The organism is Burkholderia sp. PAMC 28687, assembly GCF_001577465.1.
GTDB lineage: Bacteria > Pseudomonadota > Gammaproteobacteria > Burkholderiales > Burkholderiaceae > Caballeronia.
This window is the reverse complement of record NZ_CP014505.1, coordinates 2,615,874-2,634,159: the sequence shown is the minus strand read 5'-3', so window position 1 is coordinate 2,634,159 and position 18,286 is coordinate 2,615,874. Positions and strand designations below refer to the sequence as shown.

13 protein-coding genes are annotated in these 18,286 nt (G+C 55.2%); 4 read left to right on the top strand and 9 right to left on the bottom strand.

Annotation, left to right across the window (positions count from 1 at the left end):
* Positions 1–15: 15 nt before the first annotated feature.
* The 4 genes from AX768_RS12130 (at position 16) to AX768_RS12115 (ending at position 6,347) form a co-directional block, all read left to right on the top strand.
* On the top strand, positions 16–2,646 hold the full coding sequence (locus tag AX768_RS12130) for a glycosyltransferase family 4 protein (protein ID WP_062000163.1): 2,631 nt from the start codon (positions 16–18) through the stop codon (positions 2,644–2,646).
* 169 nt (positions 2,647–2,815) lie between these two features.
* Positions 2,816–3,811, top strand: coding sequence for a class I SAM-dependent methyltransferase (locus AX768_RS12125; RefSeq protein ID WP_062000162.1), 996 nt, complete (start codon positions 2,816–2,818; stop codon positions 3,809–3,811).
* Between the two features lie 76 nt (positions 3,812–3,887).
* Positions 3,888–4,988, top strand: a complete 1,101-nt coding sequence (locus AX768_RS33675; protein ID WP_231941269.1) for a hypothetical protein — start codon at positions 3,888–3,890, stop codon at positions 4,986–4,988.
* A 258-nt stretch (positions 4,989–5,246) separates the two neighbouring features.
* Positions 5,247–6,347 (top strand): IS5 family transposase, encoded by a 1,101-nt coding sequence (locus AX768_RS12115; RefSeq protein ID WP_062000161.1) that lies wholly within the window; start codon positions 5,247–5,249, stop codon positions 6,345–6,347.
* A 376-nt stretch (positions 6,348–6,723) separates the two neighbouring features.
* On the opposite strand, the gene AX768_RS12110 is transcribed toward AX768_RS12115, so the two are convergent.
* The 9 genes from AX768_RS12110 to AX768_RS12070 form a co-directional block, all read right to left on the bottom strand.
* Complete coding sequence (locus AX768_RS12110; RefSeq protein WP_062000160.1) at positions 6,724–8,040, bottom strand: NAD(P)/FAD-dependent oxidoreductase; 1,317 nt, start codon at positions 8,038–8,040, stop codon at positions 6,724–6,726.
* 20 nt (positions 8,041–8,060) lie between these two features.
* Entirely contained in the window at positions 8,061–9,140 is a 1,080-nt protein-coding gene (locus AX768_RS12105) for a lysylphosphatidylglycerol synthase transmembrane domain-containing protein (protein ID WP_144022066.1), read from the bottom strand.
* On the bottom strand, positions 9,092–9,895 hold the full coding sequence (gene rfbF, locus AX768_RS12100; RefSeq protein WP_062000158.1) for a glucose-1-phosphate cytidylyltransferase: 804 nt from the start codon (positions 9,893–9,895) through the stop codon (positions 9,092–9,094). The genes AX768_RS12105 and rfbF overlap by 49 nt, the downstream gene beginning before the upstream one ends.
* A 17-nt stretch (positions 9,896–9,912) precedes the next feature.
* The gene (locus AX768_RS12095) at positions 9,913–10,890 is read right to left on the bottom strand and encodes a glycosyltransferase family 2 protein (RefSeq protein WP_062000157.1); all 978 of its coding nucleotides are present in this window, start codon (positions 10,888–10,890) and stop codon (positions 9,913–9,915) included.
* Positions 10,891–10,908: 18 nt separating this feature from the next.
* Entirely contained in the window at positions 10,909–11,844 is a 936-nt protein-coding gene (locus AX768_RS12090; RefSeq protein WP_172811949.1) for an NAD-dependent epimerase/dehydratase family protein, read from the bottom strand.
* A 1-nt stretch (position 11,845) separates the two neighbouring features.
* Positions 11,846–12,943 carry a CDP-glucose 4,6-dehydratase gene (gene rfbG / locus AX768_RS12085; protein WP_062000155.1) on the bottom strand — a complete coding sequence of 366 codons (1,098 nt, stop codon included), beginning with the start codon at positions 12,941–12,943 and terminating at the stop codon, positions 11,846–11,848.
* Positions 12,944–13,140: 197 nt separating this feature from the next.
* Positions 13,141–15,084, bottom strand: coding sequence for a DUF7024 domain-containing protein (locus AX768_RS12080; RefSeq protein ID WP_062000154.1), 1,944 nt, complete (start codon positions 15,082–15,084; stop codon positions 13,141–13,143).
* A gap of 54 nt (positions 15,085–15,138) precedes the next feature.
* Complete coding sequence (locus AX768_RS12075; RefSeq protein WP_062000153.1) at positions 15,139–16,239, bottom strand: glycosyltransferase family 4 protein; 1,101 nt, start codon at positions 16,237–16,239, stop codon at positions 15,139–15,141.
* 112 nt (positions 16,240–16,351) lie between these two features.
* Positions 16,352–17,803 carry a mannose-1-phosphate guanylyltransferase/mannose-6-phosphate isomerase gene (locus AX768_RS12070; RefSeq protein ID WP_062000152.1) on the bottom strand — a complete coding sequence of 484 codons (1,452 nt, stop codon included), beginning with the start codon at positions 17,801–17,803 and terminating at the stop codon, positions 16,352–16,354.
* Positions 17,804–18,286: the final 483 nt, after the last annotated feature.

The window sequence follows — 18,286 nt, the reverse complement described above, 5'->3', positions numbered from 1 at the left end:
TATCCTGGTACTGCAATGCGTATTGTTTTAGATCTTCAGGGATGCCAATCGGTTAGCCGTCTGCGCGGTATCGGCCGATACAGCCTCGCGCTGGCCAAGGCGATAGTCAGGAACGCGGGCAATCACGAGGTCTGGATTGCCTTGAATGATCTCTTTCCCGGGACAGTGGAAGGTATTCGTGCTTCGTTTGAAGGGCTGTTGCCCGACGAGCGTATTGTGGTTTATTCTCTTCCGCGTTTTTCTGTTTATCAAGGCGACAGCGACTGGCGGAACGTGGCAGCCGTATTTATCCGCGAGCATGCCATTGCAGAGCTCGAGCCGGACCTCGTGCATATCAGCAGCTTGTTTGAAGGATATGTGGACGAATCAATTTCGTCGGTCAAGACCTTTGATCAGGACACGTTGGTCGCCGTAACGCTCTACGACCTCATACCGTTCCTCAATCCGGAAAAATACCTTACTGATGTTGGCTTCAAAAAGCATTATTACAGCAAGATCGAAGCGTTAAAACGCGCGGATTTATTGCTTGCCATCTCCGGATATTGCGGTGAAGAGGCTGTACGCGAACTTGGCATTGCACAGGAACGTATCGCTAACATTTCTTCCGCGGTATCGGAAAACTTTGTTATTCATGCGTTGACTGACGTCGAGCGTCGCGCGCTTCATGGGCGATATGGAATCACGCGCCCGTTTGTAATGACAACCGGGATTGTCGAGCCGAGAAAGAATCTTGAAGGTTTGATTGTCGCTTACGCAAAATTGCCATCAAAGTTGCGCAAACAGCATCAACTTTTCATGGTTTGTCAGGCGACGGAAATCAACCGGACAAAGCTATTTGATCTCGCAGCCGAAAACGGGCTTGCCCAAGACGACCTGGTGTTATCGGGATACGTGAATGATGCCGATCTTGTTGCGCTGTACCAATCGTGCGAACTGTTCGTGTTTCCGTCGCTTCACGAGGGTTTCGGCTTACCCGCACTTGAGGCGATGGCGTGCGGCGCCGCTGTCATCGGCTCTGCAGCTACGAGCATTCCGGAAGTGATCGGCCGCGACGACGCGATGTTTAATCCGCTTGATTTGAAGCAGATGGCCGATATGATGCAGCGCGGCTTGAGTGATAACGAGTATCGGCAATCGTTGCTGGCAAATGCTGCTGTACAGGTGCCGAAGTTCTCTTGGGATGCGACCGGACGGCGCGCTTTGGATGCGTTCGAGAAGGCGATGGCCGCTCACGGTCGTCGTGATAGACCAATTGGCATTGATGCTGCCTTGGCGCTGCCCACGGCGCCCGATGCAATAGCGGATTCCCGATTTAGCGCACTTTCATCTGCTGAATCGCGCTACCGTAAGCTGGTTACAGCGCTGACAACACTGAATCTTCCTGTGTCGGACGCTGATTTGATTGCTAGTGCGGATGTGATCGCGTCCAACCAGCGGACTGGACGCATGCCTCAGTTGCTGGTCGACGTGTCTGTGCTTTGCGAAATAGATGCAAAATCGGGCATCCAGCGTGTGACCCGTGCAATCGCCCGCAAACTGCTCGAGCTCCCGCCGTCGGGTTGGGAAGTGCGACTGGTGCGGCTTGATCGCAGCGTGATGGTTTACCGCTATGCGAACAAGTTCATGCACGAGTTCAACCTCGGTCCTCGCGGTGTGAGCGATGAGGACGACTGGGTCGACAGCGCTCAAGGTGACGTGTTTTTGGGTCTCGATCTCGTCGCCGACTGTGTTCCGGCCGCGGAAGGCTGGTTTGCGGCTCAGAGACGTCGCGGGATAAAGGTCTATTTCATCGTGTACGACCTTCTGCCGGTGGCTCAGCCGGAGTGGTTCCCAGGGTTCATCGCCGCTGTCTTTCCACCTTGGCTTACCACGTTGTCCACTGTCGCGGATGGGCTAATTTGTATCTCGCGGGCAGTAGCTGATGATCTGCGTGCCTGGCTCGACGCCAACGGGTCAGAACGTCTGCGTGATCTCAAGCTCGGCTATTTTCACCTTGGTGCGGACATCGAAAATAGTCAACCTTCAATAGGGTTGCCTGACAATTCTGCGGAGGTACTGACGGCGCTGCGCTCGAGGCCAACATTTGTCATGGTTGGCACGGTCGAACCAAGAAAGGGTCATCTGCAGGCGTTCGCCGCGTTTGAACAATTGTGGACAGAGAATGTCGACGTGAACCTGGTTATCGTGGGTAAAGCCGGATGGGGCGTGGATGACTTAGTCAAGCGACTTGAGGCGCATGTCGACCAGAATGAGCGATTCTTTTGGCTTCAGGGCATTAGCGACGAGTATCTAGAAAAAATCTACGAAGTTTCGTCTTGTCTGCTCGCGGCGTCATTGGGTGAAGGGTTTGGCTTACCGTTGATTGAGGCGGCGCAAAAAGGGCTGCCAATCATCGCACGGGATATTCCAGTGTTCCGTGAGGTTGCAGGCGATCACGTGTTTTTCTTCACGGGCAACCATGCGAATGATTTGGCTAGCGCCATCAAAGCGTGGGTGGTGCTGCAGAAGGAAGGTCGCGAACCTGCGTCAACCGGGATGCCATGGATGACTTGGCAGGAGAGTACTGAACAGCTTGAACGGGTGATGTTCGAGGCTGAATGGTATGGACGATGGATCAATTCCCTGCCTGCCGCGGCCAAGCCCTGATGCGGCGGGCGGCGCATATTGGCGCGGCAGCATCGTTCGCCCGATGATGTCGAATTTATAGCAACTTCTTTACATAACCGGAGAAACGTTTAACCTGCAACTTTCGTTCTGAAGTGTCGATTGCAAACCCGTGTAGCTGCCAGTCATACAACCGATCAGAGGAATTACGATGTTCCTGCGGAAACGAACTGCTGCTGTTGAGATTGTCGAGAACCAGAAGGAAGTTGCACCTGAAACAAGCGACGCCGATGTCGGCAGGCCGAAGTACACATTGGAATCATTTCCTCTTCGTCCGCCGCTGCCCTTGCCCGAGGGGGTTTCGAGGCAGGAATTATTCGATTGGCTCAAGTCAGTGCGAGTATCAGATGCACCTGAATCGATCTCAAGTTATTGCATTCAAGACTTCGAGCGGTTTGTGCAGACATTTGGTCTCGTGCAGCGCACGACTCAAGATGTGAAGGGGCCGCTTACCGGTTTGGAGTTAGGTGGAAACCCTTACTTCACCACAATGCTTTTGAGGAATTTTACGTCAGTTGATTGGCGACTCGGCAATTATTTTGGAGATCAAATACCGAAGGGCGAGGCGTCACAAACGGTTTATTTAAGTGAGTTCCGGAACGCGAAGAATAAAACACAGATCGATCTTGCGTATTCTCATTTTAACATTGAAGAAGACGTCTTTCCGTTTGAAACCGAATCGCTCGACATCGTCCTTTTTTGTGAAATTATCGAACATCTGCTGAATGATCCCTGTCGAGTATTACGGGAAATTAAGCGTATCCTGAAGAGCGATGGAACGCTCGTTCTAACAACGCCAAACGTAAATCGGATTGAAAACGTCGCGCGCATGGTTGTCGGAACAAATATGTATGACCCGTATAGCGGATTTGGGCCGTATGGAAGACATAATCGGGAGTACAACAAACACGAGCTATACCTTTTATTGACGTATCTAGGCTTTACTATCGATGAAATGTTCAGTGCTGACGTTCACGATAATATGACAGCTCTTTATCTTGATCCTGATAAATTCGGGCATCTTATCGAATATAGAAAACACGACCTTGGGCAATATCTATTTATTCGCGCCCGAAAGACCAGTGAGGATAAAGGTAAGAAGCCGGCATGGCTGTATCGATCGTACGAACCAGCGGAACTTGAATAACCGCTCTTGACAGGAGTTCCGCAAATGTCAATTTTTGGGTATTCCCACTGCAGTCAAAGTGATACGCGGGAGAGCCATGTCGATCAAGAACTACACGCCGTTTAGACAGTTTGCATCCGCTTATTCTGCAATTCTGGCAATCAATCAGACAATCATCAAATTGCCTGGGCTACAACGAGACGCGTTGCACGACGCGATGCGTGGTTCCGAGCAGGCCTTGGTTGGAATAAAGGAGGCATTGTCATCCGACGGGGCCGAGTCTGAAGTAACGGCGCTCCGAGCCAGGATTGAGGCGTTGGAAAATACTTTTGACGAACGGGTCGCTAAGGCGATCAGAGACCACATCTTCCTTCCCACTACATCGCATTGGTCGCGCGATAAGCCGTTTATGCCTTTTTCCAGTTGCAGTGCTGCAGACTTCCTTCATCCAAGATATTCGGATCTTTGTGCAGTGCTTGATCACCCGCTCATGTTTCACCGGAAGCTGTGGGAATGGATTTTTGTCCTTCATCATTTAGAGCAGGCGGGGATGTTGCAGGATGGTAAACAAGGGGTAGGCTTCGGCGTTGGCAAGGAGCGTTTGCCCGCGGCGTTCGCGAGCCGTGGTGCGAGCGTGTTGGCGACGGACGCTCCGCCTTACATTGGCATCTCCAGCGGGTGGACTAAGACCGGTCAGCATAGCGACAATCTTGCGGAGCTTAAATATCCAAGCATCGTGCCAGACGCGGATTTTGACGCGCGTGTCTCACATCGGTTTTGCGACATGAACGCGATCGATGATGACATTGCCGGATTCGATTTCACTTGGTCATGCTGTTGTCTGGAACATCTTGGATCGCTTGAGGCAGGGATTCAATTCATACTCAACAGCGTCGAAAAGACGCTGGCGGACGGCGGTGTCGCAGTCCACACCACCGAACTAAATCTTTCATCAAACGACGACACGATCGAAAGCGGTCATACTGTGCTTTACAGGCATCGGGATTTGATCGACGTAGTTTCTCGTCTTCGAGCTTTGGGGCACGACGTCAAGCCTTTCATTATTGCGCCGGACTCCCACGTGCTGGACTTTCACGTTGATCTTCCTCCCTATGCTAGCTCGCCGCACTTGAAAATGCGCTTCGATAACTATGTCACGACTTCTGCAGGAATCGTAGTGAGGAAGTCCCCGCACTGAGCCTGGAGGCGAGAACATTTTCTGATTTGGCATTCATTTGCGTAGGAGTTCGATCAATAGCGGGCATTGCGAAAGTTCGAAAAATGCCACGACCGCTTGGTAACAAATTTTTGAGATATGTCGTTAATTTTCTGTTGAAAAAAGTACTGCTGGCCCGTGGACCGGCAGCTTAACAGGCTGCGGAAATACCGCACCCCGAAGTCACCCAAAAGGTCAGTTCAAACGTTGTTAGTAAAGACCACACAACTGTGAGAAGCGATGCGCGGCGCCGATACCTTTACCGAGAGCTTGTTCACCTTGCGTAAGCTGGAAGACTTTGTTCCAGCCGATCATCCGCTGCGCTCGATTCGCAAGATGGCCAACGCAGCTTTGGCCAAGATGGATCGGTTGTTTGCCGGCATGTACGAGGCTGATATCAAAGGTGGGCGGCCCAGCATTGCCCCGGAGAAGCTGCTGCGCGCGATGCTGTTGCAAGTGCTCTATAGCGTGCGCTCCGAGCGCCAGTTGATGGAGCAGGTTCAATATAACCTGCTGTTTCGTTGGTTTATCGGGCTGTCGATGGACGATGCCGTGTGGGTGCCCACCGTCTTCACCAAGAACCGCGAGCGGCTGATCAAGCATGACGCGGTCATCGAATTCTTTAACGAGGTTGTGGGCATTGCCGAGAACAAGTGCTGGCTTTCCGGTGAGCACTTCAGCGTCGATGGCACATTGATTCAAGCATGGGCCGGTCATAAAAGCTTTGTGCGCCGCGACGATGATCAGGATAGCGAAGACGGTGGGAGCTTCAAGGGCGAGACGCGCAGCAATGAGACGCATGAATCGAAGAGCGACCCGGATTCGAGGCTGTATCGTAAGGGCAAAACGGCAAGCGAGCTACGCTACATGGGCCACACGTTGAGCGACAACCGCCATGGGCTGATCGCCAGCGCCGTGGTGACGCTGGCCGACGGCTACGCCGAGCGCGAAGCGGCCAAAGTAATGATCGATGATGCTCGCCAGGCGCTTGACGACCCGACGCGCGAGATCACACTCGGGGCAGACAAAGGCTATGACGCAGCAGAGTTCATCGAGGCCTGCAAGGCAATGAACATCACGCCTCACGTGGCGCAAAACAAGTCGGGCCGCCAGTCGGCGGTGCCCGAGTCAATCGCCCAGAGTGCGGGCTACGCGGTTTCCCAGCAAAAGCGCAAGCTCATCGAACAGGGTTTCGGCTGGGCCAAGAGCATCGGCGGTATGCGCCAGGTGATGGTGCGCGGCTTGAAGAAGGTCGATCAGATGTTCGTGCTGACGATGGCCGCGTACAACCTCGTGCGCATGCGCACCTTGGGACAACTCCGTGCGTTGCAGCCGCAGTGAACCAAAAATGAGCAAGAGAACGTCATAAACAGGTCCGAAAACCGAAATTAACCGGTCCATATTCCAAACTATGAGAAATTCCCCGCCGAAAATTCTGATCAAGCTCATGGCTCAGTAAAGTCGGCCTGTATTTCCGCAGCCTGTTAATACACGCCATAGGTGACTCAACGATCTAATTAACCTTTCGCCCGTATTTTTGGTTGTTGCATAGGTCAAATGCTACTAGCATTGACCTTCGATATGTTTGGGAAGGTACTGTGTTTTTTCGCTTTCGGTCTTGTATGCGCTCGAGTAGGAATAAATGTAAAATTCCCAGCGAGCGCGCTTCAAATTATTTTCACTAGATTGACGCAACTTGCAGGGCGGCGCGTTGCCATTAAAGGCGCGCGTTGATCTCAATCGCCACGTCCTTTCCTTCGCGAATTGCGTAATTGGTCCCGCGATCTTCCGGATAGATTTGCGCCATTGTTGAAATGGTCGCGTTCGCGAACGGCGTCTCGCGCTTCGGAACATATTTCGAGTAGTCGCGCTCAGTCACTGGTTGCGCGTATTCCGCACGCCACACCCGGAACTCCTTCACCCAAGTCTCATTGAACTCCGGGAACATACGCTGCAAGTGCTCGATGGCGAAGTCGAGATATTCCTTATCGCCAAATGACCAGACGGGGTCCTGTGTCGCCAGATAGCGCGAAATGAACACGATATGCTTTCCGTCATAATTCTCGGGCGGATCGAAATTTGTGTGCTCGATCACGCCAACAAACGGGAAACCTGGGTCATTCACATTCAGCCAGTATGTGTCCGAGAGACTGCGGTCCATCTGCAGCACGAGGCACATGTTGCCGAGATAATTTACGCGGCGCAGAGCAGTCAACCACTTTTCGTCTGCGGCACCATCAAACATTTTCGCTATGATGGCGAACGATGGCGTCAGCAAGAATTCACGAGCGGCGAGCGAACCATCGCGTGTATTCAGCGCAACCACTCGACCCCCTTCACTCTGCACGCTGGTCACTTCGACACCATAGCGAATCTCTCCACCAAGCTTGACGATTTCATCGGCGATGCCTTGCGCGAGCCGTCCAAAACCACCTTTGAAATATGCCAGTTGCTCACCACCTTGCTTATCGCGGGTGCTACCCCGTAGCACGAGCTTCTTCCAGAACCACACGGCGTTGACGGCGTCAGCAAAGATAGAAAACTTCGATTCGATGAGCGGTTCCCACACGATTCGAAAAACGTTCTTGCCGCACAATGGTTCCAACCACTCGCGAATCGAAAGATGTTCAATGGTTTTCCAGTCCTTGATCTGGCGCACCTTGAACACAAGCAGCCCCAGACGAATACGGTCGAGAAGGGATAGCGGCGAGAACTTCAGCAAGTCGAAAGGCGTGGACAGCCGCCACAACTTGCCGTTGAAATACATCCCCGTGCGTGACGGCAGCGTGACGATCTGATCTTCCAGACCTAACTCACGCGCGAGTTGTGGCACGTACACATCGTTGTTGAACCAGTGGTGGTAGAACTTTTCGATCGTGACGCCGCTCTTGAATTCGAACGTACCGGCGAGGCCGCCAGGCGCATCGTCTTTTTCGATAATCAGAACCTTGCGTCCGGCGCGAGCCAGTTCCAGGCCTGCTGTCAGACCAGTGAACCCCGCACCGACGATGACTACATCGTGTTGATTACTCATTTTTACTTTAGTCCAGAAGTTTATTTGGCGTCGTGGAGGGCGCTAGCACGACCCTTGAAGAGGGCGGGTTTGGCAAGAATCGCAATTCCCCCGGCCAAGGTAGTGGGAAGCCATAGCCCCAGATGCGCCAGCACTGCAAAGCTGGCCGCTTGTGCCGCGGTTCCGCCCAGCATGACCGCAGCGGAATATGCCGCGAGATGGAAAGGTCCTACATAGCCCGGGGACGAAGGCACGAGCGTGGACAGAGTTGCCACCGCCATGATGGTTAAGGCGGCCGGGAAGCCGGAGTCAATGTTGAGACCCTGCAGCACGGCCCAAAACAAGCCGGTCTCGCCGATCCATATGACCATCGAAAGCGATACGAGTGTCAGCAGCGTGCGCGGCCGCGACATCTCACCAATGTCCCGCGTCAGTTGAGCGATTACGGCGAACACGTTCGCGAGCTTCGCAACGTTACGTTGCAGCAAACGGTTTTCGACGTAGACGATCAGTCGCACGATCGGCCGATGCAACGTGACGATCAGCACTAGCGCGATAACACCCACCACGGCCAGCGCGGTTACAGAGCGGCCGAGCCATTCCGGCATTTTTGCGACGGGACTCAACGACAGTCCGATGCCGAGACTCAGCAACAACGTCAGCATATCGACGAGCCGTTCCAAAAGAAGACTGGCAGTGGCCGTGACGCGCCTTACGCCGATCGCGGATGGGAATACCAGCGCCCGTACCAGATCGCCGGCGCGGAACGGCAGCACGTTGTTCAGCGTGATCGAGCCGAGAAATGGCGCTGCACAATTCCAGCCGGATACCTTTGCACCGCCAGCGCGCAGCATGACGGCCCAGCGTTGAATCCGCATCGCGTAGTCAATAGCGAGCGAGGCAAGACCAAGCGCAACAAAGTGCCATTTGAAGTTCTCAAGCGCCAATTTCAATTGTTCGAAATCGACCTTACGGAAGACCAGTACGAGGCAAACAACGGAGATGCCGACACCCAGAATTTGGCGTATCGGCAGCTTCTTTTTTGGTCGAGTTTCAGTCAGTTGATCATTCATTACTTGTTCGTTTCCGCTGCACTGGAGTTGGTTTTCCAGACGGCCCAAGGCGCATTGCCGCTTTCCCACAACGCCTCGAGTTGCCGCTTGTCGCGCAACGTGTCACATGGTTGCCAAAAGCCGTGATGCTGAAACGCTGCAAGTTGGCCGTCCCGGGCGAGGTTGCGCAAAGGATCGAGCTCCCATGAGGTCGCATCGCCGGCAATATAGTCGATTGCCTTCGGCTCCAAAACGAAGAAGCCACCGTTGATCCAGCCGATTTCGTCCGTTGGCTTTTCTTCGAAGCTCGTCACTTCTGCACTTGCGGCAATGTTCAAGACGCCGAATCTACCAGGCGGTTGGGTAGCGGCGACTGTCGCGAGTTTGCCGTTCTTCCGGTGAAATTCAATTTCCGCGCTGATGTTGATATTGGATAGGCCGTCACCGTAGGTCAGACAGAACGTGTCGTCCCCTAGATATGGCGCCACCCGCTTCAGGCGACCACCGGTCATCGTCTCCGGACCGGTGTCGATGAGCGTGACGTTCCAGGGTTCGGATTGTGAATTGAGAACCTTGTGCGCCCCGGTTGCCAGGTTGATTTCAAGGTCGGCGGTGTGGCGGTAATAATTGAAGAAGAATTCCTTGATTACATAGCCCTTGTAACCAAGGCAGATCACGAAGTCGTTGATGCCATAGTGGCTATAGGTCTTCATGATGTGCCAAAGCAACGGACGGCCGCCGATTTCCACCATGGGCTTCGGTTTACTATCCGACTCTTCAGCGATCCGCGTGCCAAGGCCTCCAGCCAATATAACTGCTTTCATATGTGCACCTTATCAGTTCAGAGTTTGAGTTCGTTGGCGGGGATGTTCAGTGCCTGTTCGACGATCGCCGTGGGCTCTGCGCGTAAGAGGATGTATATGCGCTGCAAGTACTCGCCCAAGATGCCGAGCAAAAGTGACTGAAAGCCGATTCCGAAAAGTACAAGAATGTGGATGCTCGCCAAGCCGCGTGGCAAGTTCGGCTGAAACAGTCGCAGTCCAATGTAATACAGCGCCCCGAAAACGCTTAATGCGAGCAGGAACAAGCCCGAATACGTCGCGACGCGAAGCGGTACGACAGAGTGGTTGAACACCCCAGTCATGCCCAGCCTTACAAGTTGCGCAAGGCCGAATTTGCTGGACCCCGCGACCCGTGCTGCACGTTCATACGGCACGCCGATCTGCTTGAATCCGAGTCCGGCGATCAGGCCACGCAAATATGGGCTGGTCGAGCGGAACTTCTGGACGGAGTCGATGACCTTTCGGTCGACGAGCCGGAAATCCCCGGCATCGCGCGGGATTGGGTGCTCGCTGATCTTGTCGATGACCCAGTAACCGAACTTGCGAAACGAGTTGATGAATGCGCCTTCAGGACGCTTCGCACGTACGCCGTAAACCACATGATTACCTTTTTGCCAGAGATCGAAGAATTGTTCGAGCAACTCAGGCGGATCTTGCAGGTCGGCGTCAATTTGCAACACCGCGTCTCCGCGTGTATGCATGTAGTTGGCGAGAATGGAACGCTGAAAGCCTACGTTCTTCGAAAAGCGGATCGCGCGAACACGCGGATCGCGACGCGAGAGATCACACAGCATGTCCCAAGTTTGGTCGTCCGAATGGTTGTCAGAGAAGACGAACTCGAAGTCACATTTGTCCGACATCGTCTTGGAAAGACGATCGAGACGGACATAAAGCGCATCTATGTTGTCCGCTTCGTTCAGGACTGGGATGGCTATCGAAATCAATGGGCGATGCCCGATGGTCGTATCAATGTGCATGGACTCGTCGATTTATCGTTAGTCTCGTGATTTTGGGAGCGACAGTTCGGCCAGTGCATGGCAGATGCCGTCGGCAAGCAAGGTGTGAGTGCGCCACCCACATGCCCCGCGTAACTTCGTCGGCGAGCCGACAACGTAAGGCAGGTCATCGGGCCGAAAGGGCAGTGCCCCGAATTGCAGCAACTTCGGATCGGCGTTCGCTGCGTGTGCGACTATTCGCGCAAAGTCGCCTACCGAATTCCCTACGCCGGTAGCAATGTTGTAAACGCCCGTTGGCATCTTTCCGTCCGCCAAGGCCGTCAGCGCCGCAATCAAGCCTGCGCAGACATCGTCGACATAAACGAAGTCCCGCACTTGCATACCGGCCGATAGCTTGACTGGCCGGCCGGCGCTTAAGTCTCGCAGCAGCGATGGCAACAGCCGATGACGCGCTTCGCCCGGTCCGTAGACGTTAAATAGCCGCATCACACCGACCATCACGTTTTCGACCGTGGCGTTCGCCAGCGCAAGGATGCCGCCCGCAGCCTTCGATGCGCCGTAAAGCTTGCTGGTTTCCAAGGGATCGTCTTCATCTAGCGGCCCGGACTGCTCGAGCGAACGATATTCCGCACTGCTTCCTGCAAGCACGATGGCACGGGCCCCGACTTTTGCAGCGAGCGACACCATTTGCGGCGCAAGAAACGCGTTGACGCGAAAGATCGTCGCGCTGTCCCGGTCCGTCGGCGCTACGCCCGCACCGGCCAAATGGATGACACCGTCGAAGCGAGCATTTGAGGAAAGTGCAGCCTCGATTTGCTCGACCGTCAACCCTGCGACGAGTGTGTTCTGGACGCCAGAGACAAGGCATGGTGAGCGGCCCACACAAGTTACCCTCACGTTCGCGCTGACAAGTGAGCGCGCGAGACGTGTGCCGACGAAGCCAGACGCACCAGTTAATAGTACGTTCGACAGCACGTCAGTTGCCTGCGGTGGCAAGATCTGCGCGCCAGGATTGCAGTTGTCTCAATGATATGTCCTTCGCATCGGCCGGGCTCGCGTAATAGTCGCGGTACCAGTTGGCGGTTTCCGCAACAACACGGCGTGTGTTCCACGGTGGCGTCCAGCCAAGCTGATTGCGCGCGAGAGAACTGTCCAGCGCGAGCGCGCCCGCTTCCGGGAGCGGTGCTTGCATGTAGTCCAAGTCAGGGCGCTGCCAATTTGCCGACAAATCCTCAAGCACTTCGCGCACGCTAAAGCTCCGCGGGTCTTGTGGCCCAAGATTCCAGGCGCGCGCATAACGGTCGGGCTCGTTCAGCAATCCGGCCAACAACATGAGATAGCCTTGCACTAATGCGAGGACGTGTTGCCACGGCCGGGTTGCGTCGGGATAGCGAAGCGTGAGCTGCGACTTGCTTATGACCGCACGCACAAAATCGGGAACCAGCCGGTCTTCGGACCAGTCTCCGCCGCCTATGATGTTGCCGCCTCTTGCTGTGGCGATGGCAAGACCTGTTCCATCGGATTTGCCGAATGAGGCCCGGTAGCTATCGATGATCATTTCGGCTGCGGCTTTGGACGCGCTGTACGGATCCTTGCCTCCCAATGGATCATTTTCCCGGTAGGGCCACGCCCATTCGTTGTTTTTATAGACCTTGTCTGTAGTGATGCAGACTGCGGCCCGGGTCGACGGGGTTAGACGCGCGGCTTCTAGTACGTGAGCGGTACCCATCGCATTGACAAGGAAGGTGCTGACCGGTTCGCGATACGAACGACGCACGAGGGGTTGAGCGGCGAGGTGAAGTACGACGTCCGGTTCGAACTGGTCGAAAGCCGCTTTAAGAGTCCCGTAGTTGCATACGTCCCCGAACACCGACTCTTCCACCAGTTCCTTGGCGCGGATCTCTTCATAGAGCGCGGGCGCTTGGTCCGGCGCCAATGAATAGCCTGCAACTTTTGCGCCGATGTATGAAAGCCAGAGGCACACCCAACTGCCAGTAAAGCCAGTGTGACCAGTGACCAAGACGCGCTTTCCACGTAGCGACTGCTCAAATGCGAACAGCGAATGTGTGTCCATTCAGAACCCCTCAAACTGCGCATACCGATGCGCCGACTGTACAAATAGTGCTGAATTGTAATTGATCAGCGACTTTCGTCATCCGCGGCGGGGGGCGTTTTCGATTTTCGCGGCTCCGCGCCGTTCGACATATCGCACTTCGTTTTCACAAGCCGACATCGCTGAAGCCCAATAGGTCTTTCTGCCCAGCCCGCATCTCATGGCAAGAAGTCAATCGCACGGACGCCAATCCCAAGATTGCGATTGTCCTCGCTGAAGCCTAGCGAATGCGGCGACACGGCATCGGGAATCCTGAACTTGATGGTTATCTGCTTGCCATCTTTCTCCAGCAAGTCGACGTCCAGGACTTGCTGGCCGCCTTCCAAAACGAAGGCTTTTGAAGGGGCGCCGTCGATCGATATTGAGACGTTCTGTCTGTGACCATTGGGTGAGAAGCTGGTCGCTTGAATTCGGATGGCAGAAGCCTTGGGCGGAATGCACTTCAAACTTGCCTTCAAGTCGTCGCTCCAACGTCCCCATGGCTCCGCGCTACTGAAGCCGCTTAGTACTCCATCCGGAACGTTACCTAAATCAGAAAAGTCAAGATGCCGAGGACATTCGAACACCGCCTGCGCGGCCTGTGCTGCGCTCAGGTGCAAGTAATCGCCTGGATGGAAGAGGCTCGTTTGGGATGCGACGGACTCTACGACGCGTTTTAGTTTGTCTTGGGAAAATCCGCAACCCGACCCTCCATAGACGGGGCCTGGCCCACCCATCATCAAGACCTTCTTGCAGTCGGGCCCGACGACTGCGTAAGCTTGAAGCAATGGCGGAGTTTCTCCAATGCCGCCGTATCGTTCTGAGAAAACTTCTCCCGGAGGATTGTAAATATGCGGCAAGTGCGTCTGAATGACACGTGACAAGGGCGATGGGCTGACATAGCCTGCCTCGCTCAATTCTGGCCGTTCATATTTTATTGTGAAGAACAAGCACAGGGCGAGGATAAGCAGGCTCCCCATTCGCCAGGTCCGCTTTGCGCGTTTGATAGCGCAAATAAACTCGACAGCCAATGGGTAAAACAAAGGAATGTACCAAGTTGCGTACCGGGCGAGCCCTGGAGTTGCACCTGAGTTCAAGTTTTCGGTCGACGATTGAGCGGGAAGATTGACTGCAAGATAGCAGACGCAAAAAAATGCGTAGTTCTGCGCCCACTGCTTGTCGGCTGCAAACCTCTTTCGGGCGATGAAACCATAGACAACCAACACGATTGCAAGCGGCCAATTGGGTAAAAGCCCTACATCTGGATCGAACAACCAAATATAGGCGACTTTTAAATTTGCTCCTACCTTTGCTCCGCCCGCTAACAATTGCGGGTCGGCTACCCCGTAGCGGAAGAAGTAGTACGTAGGGTGAGCAAAAACGGCCAGCGCGGCGAATGCAAGCGCTATCAGTTCAAACATTGAATAACTGCGTTGCTTACGGCGGTATATGTCGACCAGCAGCGGAGTAAAGGCAATGGCCGCAAAACTAATGTTTTGCGTCGACGCGATCGCGAGAAGTAAGGCTGCGGCAATAAATTGCGAACCACTGAAAGCGATGACACCGCCCAGTACAAAGCAATATGTGAAAAATTCGGTGTGCACTTTGTCCATGAACCAAATCATGGGTGAAAGCACTGTCATGAGTACAACGCCAGCAAGTCCTTTCCAGCCTGCGAGTCGCAGTGCGATCATCGACACGCCAGCGAATATGACTGCATGTGTCAATAGAAAGGCCGTGTGGGGCGACAGTGCGATACCAGCCACAGACACAAGCATGCTCACTCCCGCAGCAATCGCGCTATACATCCAGAAGTGGTTCAGATCGGCGGTATCGCCAATGCGAAGGGCCGGAAACTGACTTGTAAGGCGCTTAAGCGACACCATTGACGAGATTGCGTCCGAATTCACGAGCGCGTCGTAATGTGCCCAACTCACTGGGGTCATGAACGGGCGTAGCGTATATTTGAAGGCAAAATACATTGCGTAATATTCGGAGCCGTCTCCAACACGCGTGGGCGTTAATTTGAGCAACGCGAAGGCTAGCGCCAACAGCGGAATCAGCGCGGCAACAGCATAGGCTTTAAATGATAAATTTTCCCGTTGTTGCTTATTCGGCGTCATATTTTCTATCGTTTAACAGCAGGATTTTTCGGAAAGCAACATTAAGGAAGGTCATCAAACCAACCGTTGATACAGATCCACGTAAGCATCAGTCATTCTTGACGCCGTAAACAGAGCCTTAAACCGCGCCCGCGCGTTGAGGCCGAGCGTTATTGAAAGCCTCTCATCCCCCCAAACCCTCCCCATCGCCCCCCTCAACGCCGCCGGATCGCTAGGCGGCACCACCAGCCCCGTTACCCCATCCACATTCACATACGAAGTCCCGGTCCCGATCTCGGTCGATATCATCGCTTTCCCGAACATTGCCGCTTCGAGCAGCGAGATCCCGAACGCCTCGGACCTCAAATGCGATGGAAACGTCAGCGCATGACAGAGCGTGAGCAGGGCGATCTTGTCGTCGTCATCGACCGGCCCGACAAAATCCACGTTATCCAGCTTCAACCGCGCTGCCTGCGCCCGCAACTCATGCTCCACCGGCCCCGACCCGACGATCACGGCCCGGAACTCGGTTCCCTGCAGCGCATCGAGCAAGACATGCAGGCCTTTGTAGTACCGCAGATTTCCGACGAACAAGAAGAACTTCGGCCCCGCACGCTCGCGCCAGTATTGCAACTTCTCAGCCGTGGGCTTCGCATACGAATTCTCGTCCAGCCCGATGGGAATCACCTCGACCTTGTCCCGATACCGCTGCAACACATCGCTCGTCGCCAGGTAGTTCGGCGATGTAGCCACGATCGTGTCCACGCTTGCCAAAAACCTGTCCCGCAACGGCTTGTAGAACTGCAGCAACACCTTCTGCCGCACGATATCCGAGTGATACGTCACGATCGAGGGCTTGTGCACGCGCGAAGCAAAATGCACGACATCGGCGAACGGCCACGGGAAGTGATAATGAATCAGGTCGGCGTGTTCGGCCAGCTCACGAAAGCGCCGGAACGCTGCGAGCGAGAACGCCGACGATGCAATCTCCACATCGAGTTTGGCGCGATGGTGCAGGTGGTCGCCAAAGTCGACCGTGCTCGTATCCTTCGATACGGTCAGCACTTCGCTCGTCACGCCGCGTTTGGCTGCGCCCGAACATATCTGGCCGATGAGTTCCTCGACGCCGCCCATCGAATCGGGCTTGTACGTCTTGTAGAAGTGTAAAACGCGCATAAATCCCGCTGAGGGGCCGGCGCAAGACATCTTGCCGGCAATGAAGCAATGCAAGGCGCCGCCGCGGATTCCACATCCTCCGGCGGCGTTTGCCAAATGACGCTAGAAGCAATCAGGCAGGCACGCGCCCATAAACATCCTCGAAGCGGACAATATCGTCCTCTCCCAGATACTCGCCACACTGCACTTCGATCAGCACCAGATCCATCACGCCAGGATTGATCAGCCGGTGCTCGTGTCCCGCCGGAATATAGGTGGACTCATTCGGCTGCAGCGAAATGACCTGCTCACCGTTGACGATGTCCGCACAACCGCTCACCACGATCCAGTGCTCGCTGCGATGATGGTGCATCTGCAGCGAAAGCTGCGCGTTCGGCTTCACCACAATGCGCTTCATCTTGAAGCGATCGCCTTCTTCCAGCACGGTGTACGTGCCCCATGGGCGATGCACCGTCCGGTGCAGCTTGTACGCATCGTGATTGACTTTCTTGAGCTTGGCGACGATCTGCTTCACGTCTTGCGCCCGGTCACGCGTGGCGATCAGCAGGGCGTCGGCAGTGTCGACCACGATCAGGTCCTGCACGCCCACCGCACCGATCATCCGGCCGTTTTCGCTGCGAATAAAGCAGTTATCGACTTCATACAGCTCGGCTCCGCCGTAAATGCGATTGCCGCGTGCATCGGGCGCGGTTAGCTCACTGATGGCAAGCCACGAGCCGATATCGCTCCAGCCCATTTCGCACGGCACGACATTGACGTTGTCCGAGCGCTCCATGACCGCATAGTCGATGGAAATATCTTCCGCACGGCCAAACTGGGCGCCATCGAGTTCGACCGTGTAACCGTCCTTCGAAGTGCTGCGCTTGGCTTCATTCACCGCGGCAATAGTTGGTTCAAGGACCGTCGGCGCGTGCTTGCCAAGTTCGGCCAGCATGGTCTCGGCAGTAAAGCAGAACATGCCCGCGTTCCAGAGATGCCGGCCGTCGGCCACGAGTTCTTCGGCCACGCCCAACTGGGGCTTTTCGACGAACCGCACCACTTTATGCACGGCCTGCGCGCCCGGCAGCGGCGCGCTGTCGAATTCAATGTAGCCATAGCCGGTTTCCGGCTTCGTCGGACGGATGCCGAACGTGACGATGCGGCCTTCCTGCGCTGCCCGCGCGGCGTGCCGCACAGCGGCGCCGAACGCGGCTTCGTCTTCCACCAGCTGGTCGGCGGGCATCACGAGCATGATCGCGTCCGCGCCATGCTGCTCGCGCACGACTTCCGCCGCCACGCCGATTGCAGCCGCGGTGTTGCGCGCGGACGGCTCAAGGATGAAACCGAGCTTGCTCACGCCCGATTTAGCTTCGACGCATTCGTCTTTGGTCAGGAAATAGGTTTCCCGGTTGGTGACGATGACCACTTCACCGGCGTTCGCCACGTGCGATGCGCGCAAGAATGTCTTCTGCAGGAGACTTTGCCCATCGGCCAGTTTCAACAGCGGCTTCGGGAAGGCTTCGCGGGACACCGGCCACAGGCGGGTACCTGCGCCCCCACAAATAATCACGGGAATGATGTTCATTAACGTTCGGGAATGGCTGAATTGGGGCACGGAAGCCGCGATTTTAGCGGATTTCGGAACACCGATGCCCCTTTCAAGAACATCTCGTTACCGTTGTGGCAGCAAGGGAACTGCCCCTGGCTCGCCGCGTCGCGAGGGTTTTGTTACTGTGTGGGCAGTTTTCTTGACACGTGATCACCGAGGCGCGGAGCGTTGCGCAGGCGCACGCGACCCGCTTCGGTGGGTCCGCAAAGACGGGGGAAACAGGGGCCGGTGTGTTAAATTTCGACGTTTCGCCCGGGCCGGGCGAAACGCTGTGAAGCGCAGCGGGAAGGGATTCGGGGAAACATGGAACAGGTCCAGTCGGTTAGCAAACGAGGACGGTTTCATTCATTCCATTCTTGGCCCGGTTGCGATCGCGAGCCACGTGTCTTGCGGACAAGGTCGATGGCGGCGATCCCGCCCTCGTGGCCCCGGTTCGCCGCTCATAGCCCATCAAGCTGC